The sequence below is a fragment of the Stenotrophomonas sp. GD03958 genome (assembly GCF_029839005.1).
Lineage (GTDB): Bacteria > Pseudomonadota > Gammaproteobacteria > Xanthomonadales > Xanthomonadaceae > Stenotrophomonas > Stenotrophomonas hibiscicola.
Genome location: NZ_JAOBZT010000058.1, coordinates 22,768 through 28,802, shown reverse-complemented (window position 1 = coordinate 28,802; position 6,035 = coordinate 22,768). Strand labels below are relative to the sequence as shown.

The following is a 6,035-nucleotide window of genomic DNA, read 5'->3' as shown; positions in this document are numbered from 1 at the left end:
CCGCTGCGGGGGCCGCCCTTCGTTTGTGTGGCCGGAGTCCGCGAAGCGGAGGGACCATCACGTCAGGAAGACGAAAGTATAACAGGCCAATCAGCCGCGGGCAAAACCGCCGCGGTTGCCGCCCTTCAGGTTGGCCTTTTTCAGCAGGCTCTCGTACTGGTGGGACATCAGGTGCGCCTGCACCTGGGCAATGAAGTCCATCACCACCACCACCACAATCAGCAGCGAAGTACCGCCGAAGTAGAACGAGGCGTTCAGCTGCGTGCGCATCAGTTCCGGCAGCAGGCAGACGATCACCAGATAGGCCGAGCCGGCTGCGGTCAGGCGGGTCAGTACACCGTCGATGTAATCGGCGGTGGCCTTGCCCGGACGGATGCCCGGAATCAGCGCGCCCGACTTCTTCAGGTTGTCAGCGGTTTCCTGGGAGTTGAACACCAGCGCGGTATAGAAGAACGCGAAACCGGTGATCAGCGCAGCGAACACGATCATGTGCAGCGGCTCGCCCGGGCCCAGGGCATTGGCGACCTTCTGCAGGACCTGGCCGAAGCTGCTCTGGTTGGCCGCCTGGCCGGACCACATGGCCAGGGTGGCCGGGAAGGCCAGCAGGCTCGAGGCGAAGATTGCCGGAATGACGCCGGCCATGTTGAGCTTCAGGGGCAGGAACGAGGTCTGGTTCATGTACGCGTTGCGACCGCCCTGGCGGCGTGCGTAGTTGACCGTGATCCGGCGCTGGCCACGCTCGACGAACACCACGAAGAAGGTGAACGCGAGCACGACAATGGCGATCAGCAGCAGCTGGATGAACTGGATGTTGCCGTCGCGGTAGGCGTCGAAGGTGTGGATGATCGCACCCGGCAGGCCAGCGACGATACCGGCGAAGATGATCAGCGACACGCCGTTGCCGATGCCGCGCTCGGTGACCTGCTCACCGACCCACATCAGGAACATGGTGCCGGCGGTCAGCGCGACCACGGCGGTGAGCACGAAGCCCATGCCCGGCGCATACACGACCGGAGCGCCCGACGGCGAGACCTGGCCCTGCAGGGCCAGTGCGATCGAACCGCCCTGCACCACTGCCAGCAGCACGGCGCCGATGCGCGAATACTGGGTGATCTTGCGGCGGCCGGACTCACCTTCCTTCTGCATCGCCTTCAGGGCGGGGAAGATGTGCACGGCCAGCTGCATCACGATCGATGCCGAGATGTACGGCATCACGTTCAGCGCGAAGATGCTGAAACGGTGCAGGGCGCCGCCCGAGAACATGTTGAACATGTCCACGATGCCGCCGCCCTGCTGTTGCATCATGGCAAGCATGGCATCGGGATTGACGCCCGGCACCGGCACGTAGCAGCCGATGCGATAGACGATCAAAGCCCCGACGACGAACAGCAAACGTTGGCGAAGTTCAGTGAACTTGCCCATTCCGCCCGCGAGGTTACCGATGCCAGCTTGCGCCATGATTTTCTTACTCCGTTACGCTGCCGCCGGCAGCTTCGATCGCGGCCTTGGCACCCGCCGTGGCAGCAATACCCTTCAGGGTGAACGCCTTGGTCACTTCGCCCTTGACGACGACCTTGGCCTTCTTGGCAGTGCTCGGAACCAGCTTGGCAGCACGCAGGGCGGCGAAGTCGATCTCACCGGCCGGCAGCTTGTCCAGTGCGTACAGCAGCACTTCAGCGGTGTCCTTGGCGATCGGCGAACGGAAGCCGATCTTCGGCAGACGACGCTGCATGGGGGTCTGGCCGCCTTCGAAGCCAGCCTTGATCTTGCCGCCACCCTTGCGGGCGAACGAACCCTTGTGGCCGCGGCCGGCAGTCTTGCCCAGGCCCGAGCCGATACCGCGACCGACGCGGGTACGCTCGGTGCGGGCGCCCGGTGCCGGGCTCAGTTCATTGAGACGCAGAGTCATGGTCGATTACTCCTCAACCTGGACGAGGTACTGAACCTTGTTGATCAGGCCGCGCACCTGCGGGCTGTCCTTCAGTTCACGCACATCGTTGAGCTTGTTCAGGCCCAGCGCACGCACCGACAGGCGGTGACGCGACTGGGTGCCACGCAGGCCACGCACCAGGCGGACCTTGACAGTCTTGTTGGACTCATTAGCCATGGTTGAGTTCCTCCACCTTCTTGCCGCGCTTGGCCGCGATGCGAGCCGGCGACTGTGCAGCAGCCAGGCCCTTCACGGTGGCACGCACCAGGTTGATCGGGTTGCGCGAACCGGTGGCCTTGGCCAGCACGTTCTTCACGCCAACGGCTTCCAGTACGGCGCGCATGGCACCGCCGGCGATCACGCCGGTACCTTCCGAAGCCGGCTGCATGAACACGCGGGCTGCGCCGTGACCATCCTTGATGGTGTGCCACAGGGTGCCGTTGTTCAGGTCAACGCTGACCAGGTTCTTGCGGGCCTGTTCCATCGACTTCTGGATGGCAACCGGCACTTCGCGGGCCTTGCCATAGCCGAAACCGACCTTGCCTTCGCCGTCGCCGACGACGGTCAGGGCGGTGAAGGTGAACTGGCGGCCACCCTTGACGGTCTTGCTGACGCGGTTGACCGCGACCAGCTTTTCGATCATGCCGTCGTCGATCTTCTCTTCGCGGTTACGGTCGCGATCGCGACCCCGCTGCTGACGCTCTTCTGCCATGTTGATTCCTTGGTTGTTTGGGTATGTACGGCTCGAAGCCGCTTATGGTTGTGGCGTGACGCGTTGTTCCGGTGGGCCGCTGCAGAAGAGCGGCGCCGTCCAGCCTCACTCAGGCTGGCGAGCAGGTGGGCAGGAGGCCAATGGCCCCCTGCCCTTGTCCCTTAGAACTGCAGGCCGGCTTCGCGGGCGGCTTCTGCCAGGGCCTTGATGCGGCCGTGGTAGCGGTAGCCCGAACGATCGAAGGCAACCTTCTCGATGCCGGCGGCCTTGGCGCGCTCGGCAACGATGCGGCCAACCTTGGCAGCAGCATCGGCGTTCTTGCCGTTCTTCAGGCCTTCGATGACGTCGGCCTGGGTGGTGTTGGCAGCAGCCAGCACCTTGGAGCCGTCGGCGGTGAAGACCTGGGCGTACAGGTGCTGGCCGGTGCGCAGCACCGACAGGCGGGCGACGCCGAGCTCACGGATGTGGGCACGGGTCGACTTGGCGCGACGCAGGCGGGCGATGTTCTTGTTCATTTTGATTATTCCTTGAAAGCTGAAGGAAGAGCTTTTCCCTGAGAAGTCCGCACAGGGATGTGCGGGCTCTTGCGAGGGACTCGCGCTTATGCCTTCTTGGCTTCCTTACGGATGATGACTTCGTCGGAGTACTTCACGCCCTTGCCCTTGTACGGTTCCGGCTTGCGGAACGCACGGATCTTGGCGGCAACTTCACCGACGACCTGCTTGTCAGCGCCCTGGACCAGGATCTCGGTCTGGGTCGGGGTCGACAGCGTGATGCCTTCCGGCGCCACGAACACGACCGGGTGCGAGAAGCCCAGCGACAGGTTCAGGTCCTTGCCCTGCATGGCAGCGCGGTAACCCACGCCCACCAGCTCCAGCTTGCGCTCGAAGCCTTCGGACACGCCCTTGACCATGTTGGACAGGATCGCACGCACGGTACCGGTCAGTGCGACCAGGTCAGCGCTTTCGGTGCTCAGGGTGGCAACGCCGTTGTCGACGTTGATGGCAATACCGGCCGGCTTGGCCAGCGACAGGGTGCCCTTCGGGCCCTTGGCGGTGACGCTGTCCGACTGGACGTTCAGTTCAACCTTACCCAGGGTAATCGGCTTCTTGGCTACGCGGGACATAGTTCTACTCCTTTCGCCTTAGGCCACGAAGCACAGGACTTCGCCGCCGACGCCCAGCTGGCGCGCCTGCGCATCAGTCATGATGCCCTTGGAGGTGGAAATGATGGAGATACCCAGGCCATTCATGACCTTCGGCAGCTCGCTCTTGCCGCGGTACTGGCGCAGGCCCGAACGCGAGAAGCGCTTCAGGGTCGCGATGACCGGCTTGCCTTCGAAATACTTCAGCACGATTTCCAGCTCGGACTTGTTGTTTTCCAGCTGGGTCACGCGCAGGTCGGTGATGTAACCCTCGTCCTTCAGGACCTGGGCGATCGCAACCTTGATCTTGGACGACGGGGCTTTCACCGTCTGCTTGCCCACCGCGGCCGCATTCTTGATGCGGACCAGCAGGTCGGCGATGGGATCAGTCATGCTCATATGAGTACCTTTGAGTGCACCGATATCCGCTTTCGCGAAAATCTGTTGTCTCCTGGAAACGGGCCAGGTCCCTTGATGCAGCGGGCCGGAAGCCCACTCCTACGACCCCGTTTGCGCAGGGCAAGACGCGGGAGTATACGCCAAAAGAGCCCGGCTTGCGCCGGGCTCCTCGGTTTTTTTGCGTCGGGAAAGCTGAATGCCTCCCCTGCCCGGTTCAGGAACCCCCGAAGGGGCTCCTGATCGCAGGGCCGGCTGGGGTTACCAGCTGGCCTTGCGCAGACCCGGCACGTCGCCACGCATGGTGGCTTCACGCAGCTTGTTACGGCCCAGGCCGAACTTGCTGTAGACGCCACGCGGACGACCCGACAGCTCGCAACGATTACGCTGGCGGCTCGGCGACGAATCGCGCGGCAGCTTGGCCAGCTTGGTTGCGGCCTCGATCTTCTCTTCGTAGGTCGCGTCCACGGAGGACACGATCTTCTTCAGAGCCGCACGCTTTTCAGCGTACTTCTTGGCCAGCTTTTCCCGCTTGATGTCGCGGTTGACCATGGAGGTCTTTGCCATTTCGGTTTCCTCGACAGATCAGTTACGGAACGGGAACTTGAACGCTGCCAGCAGCGCCTTCGCTTCCGCATCGGTCTTCGCAGTGGTGGTGATGGCGATATCCATGCCGCGGATCGCGTCGACGGCGTCGAAGTCGATTTCCGGGAAGATGATCTGTTCCTTCACACCCATGTTGAAGTTGCCGCGGCCGTCGAAGGAACGGCCGGAAACACCACGGAAGTCGCGCACGCGCGGCAGCGAGATGTTGATCAGGCGGTCCAGGAACTCGTACATCTTGTGGCGACGCAGCGTGGTCTTGCAGCCGATCGGCCAACCATCACGGATCTTGAACGACGCGACCGAGATACGCGACTTGGTGACAACCGGCTTCTGGCCGGAAATCTTGGTCATGTCCGCGACGGCGTTTTCCAGGATCTTCTTGTTGGTGGCAGCCTCGCCGACACCCATGTTCAGGGTGACCTTGACGAGCTTCGGTACTTCCATCGGATTGGTGTAGCCGAACTGCTTCATCAGCGCCGGCACCACTTCTTCCTTGTAGATCTTTTCGAGACGGGAAGTCATCTTCACATTCCTCAGGCGTCGAGCGCCTCACCGCTGGAGCGGAACACACGCAGTTTGCGTCCATCCTCCAGCACCTTGAAGCCAACGCGTTCGCCCTTGCCCGAAGCCGGGTTCAGCACGTTCACGTTGGAGATATGGATCGAAGCTTCGCGCTCGACCACGCCGCCTGCAACACCTGCCTGCGGGTTCGGCTTGGTGTGGCGCTTGACGATGTTCACGTTGGCGACGACCACACGGTCGCCGTCGACGCGGACGACTTCGCCCTGCTTGCCCTTGTCCTTGCCAGCGTTGACGACAACCTGGTCGCCCTTCTTGATACGGTTAGCCATGATTATCTCCTGTCGCTCACAGCACTTCGGGAGCGAGCGAGACGATCTTCATGAACTTCTCCGAACGAAGTTCACGGGTCACCGGCCCGAAGATACGGGTACCGATCGGCTCCTGCTTGTTGTTCAGCAGGACGGCCGCGTTGCCGTCGAAGCGGATCAGCGAACCGTCGGCGCGACGCACACCCTTGCGGGTACGCACCACGACGGCGTCATACACTTCACCCTTCTTGACCTTGCCGCGCGGAATCGCATCCTTCACGGTGACCTTGATGATGTCGCCGATGCCGGCGTAACGGCGCTTGGAACCACCCAGCACCTTGAAGCACATCACCTGCTTGGCACCCGAATTGTCCGCGACGTCAAGGTAGCTCTGCATCTGGATCATGATTCAGACTC

11 protein-coding genes are annotated in these 6,035 nt (G+C 62.5%); all 11 read right to left on the bottom strand.

What is annotated here, in order from left to right:
- Positions 1-90 precede the first annotated feature (90 nt).
- Positions 91-1,458: a preprotein translocase subunit SecY gene (secY, locus tag N5C25_RS15615; protein ID WP_005408215.1), complete on the bottom strand. Its 1,368-nt coding sequence runs from the start codon at positions 1,456-1,458 to the stop codon at positions 91-93.
- A 7-nt stretch (positions 1,459-1,465) separates the two neighbouring features.
- A complete protein-coding gene (gene rplO / locus N5C25_RS15610) occupies positions 1,466-1,909 on the bottom strand; it encodes a 50S ribosomal protein L15 (RefSeq protein ID WP_004154498.1) in 444 nt (147 codons plus the stop codon).
- Between the two features lie 6 nt (positions 1,910-1,915).
- On the bottom strand, positions 1,916-2,107 hold the full coding sequence (gene rpmD, locus N5C25_RS15605; protein ID WP_005408214.1) for a 50S ribosomal protein L30: 192 nt from the start codon (positions 2,105-2,107) through the stop codon (positions 1,916-1,918).
- The gene (gene rpsE / locus N5C25_RS15600) at positions 2,100-2,642 is read right to left on the bottom strand and encodes a 30S ribosomal protein S5 (RefSeq protein ID WP_004154496.1); all 543 of its coding nucleotides are present in this window, start codon (positions 2,640-2,642) and stop codon (positions 2,100-2,102) included. Before rpsE ends, rpmD begins: the two co-directional genes overlap by 8 nt.
- Before the next feature lie 161 nt (positions 2,643-2,803).
- Entirely contained in the window at positions 2,804-3,163 is a 360-nt protein-coding gene (gene rplR / locus N5C25_RS15595) for a 50S ribosomal protein L18 (protein WP_026346969.1), read from the bottom strand.
- Positions 3,164-3,243: 80 nt separating this feature from the next.
- Positions 3,244-3,768, bottom strand: coding sequence for a 50S ribosomal protein L6 (gene rplF, locus N5C25_RS15590; protein WP_019659576.1), 525 nt, complete (start codon positions 3,766-3,768; stop codon positions 3,244-3,246).
- An 18-nt stretch (positions 3,769-3,786) separates the two neighbouring features.
- Entirely contained in the window at positions 3,787-4,185 is a 399-nt protein-coding gene (gene rpsH, locus N5C25_RS15585) for a 30S ribosomal protein S8 (protein WP_005408210.1), read from the bottom strand.
- A gap of 258 nt (positions 4,186-4,443) precedes the next feature.
- Positions 4,444-4,749, bottom strand: coding sequence for a 30S ribosomal protein S14 (gene rpsN, locus N5C25_RS15580; RefSeq protein WP_019659577.1), 306 nt, complete (start codon positions 4,747-4,749; stop codon positions 4,444-4,446).
- Between the two features lie 18 nt (positions 4,750-4,767).
- Entirely contained in the window at positions 4,768-5,310 is a 543-nt protein-coding gene (rplE, locus tag N5C25_RS15575) for a 50S ribosomal protein L5 (RefSeq protein ID WP_005415416.1), read from the bottom strand.
- 11 nt (positions 5,311-5,321) lie between these two features.
- Positions 5,322-5,639, bottom strand: a complete 318-nt coding sequence (rplX, locus tag N5C25_RS15570) for a 50S ribosomal protein L24 (RefSeq protein ID WP_004154490.1) — start codon at positions 5,637-5,639, stop codon at positions 5,322-5,324.
- A gap of 16 nt (positions 5,640-5,655) precedes the next feature.
- A complete protein-coding gene (gene rplN, locus N5C25_RS15565) occupies positions 5,656-6,024 on the bottom strand; it encodes a 50S ribosomal protein L14 (RefSeq protein ID WP_010483978.1) in 369 nt (122 codons plus the stop codon).
- Positions 6,025-6,035 lie beyond the last annotated feature (11 nt).

Excerpts from the sequence above, each read along its gene's own strand:
- rplO (WP_004154498.1), bottom strand. The coding sequence starts at position 1,909 with ATGACTCTGCGTCTCAATGAACTGAGCCCGGCACCGGGCGCCCGCACC.
- rplX (WP_004154490.1), bottom strand. The coding sequence starts at position 5,639 with ATGGCTAACCGTATCAAGAAGGGCGACCAGGTTGTCGTCAACGCTGGC.
- rplE (WP_005415416.1), bottom strand. The coding sequence starts at position 5,310 with ATGACTTCCCGTCTCGAAAAGATCTACAAGGAAGAAGTGGTGCCGGCG.
- rpmD (WP_005408214.1), bottom strand. The coding sequence starts at position 2,107 with ATGGCTAATGAGTCCAACAAGACTGTCAAGGTCCGCCTGGTGCGTGGC.
- rplN (WP_010483978.1), bottom strand. The coding sequence starts at position 6,024 with ATGATCCAGATGCAGAGCTACCTTGACGTCGCGGACAATTCGGGTGCC.
- rpsE (WP_004154496.1), bottom strand. The coding sequence starts at position 2,642 with ATGGCAGAAGAGCGTCAGCAGCGGGGTCGCGATCGCGACCGTAACCGC.
- rpsH (WP_005408210.1), bottom strand. The coding sequence starts at position 4,185 with ATGAGCATGACTGATCCCATCGCCGACCTGCTGGTCCGCATCAAGAAT.
- rpsN (WP_019659577.1), bottom strand. The coding sequence starts at position 4,749 with ATGGCAAAGACCTCCATGGTCAACCGCGACATCAAGCGGGAAAAGCTG.
- rplF (WP_019659576.1), bottom strand. The coding sequence starts at position 3,768 with ATGTCCCGCGTAGCCAAGAAGCCGATTACCCTGGGTAAGGTTGAACTG.
- secY (WP_005408215.1), bottom strand. The coding sequence starts at position 1,458 with ATGGCGCAAGCTGGCATCGGTAACCTCGCGGGCGGAATGGGCAAGTTC.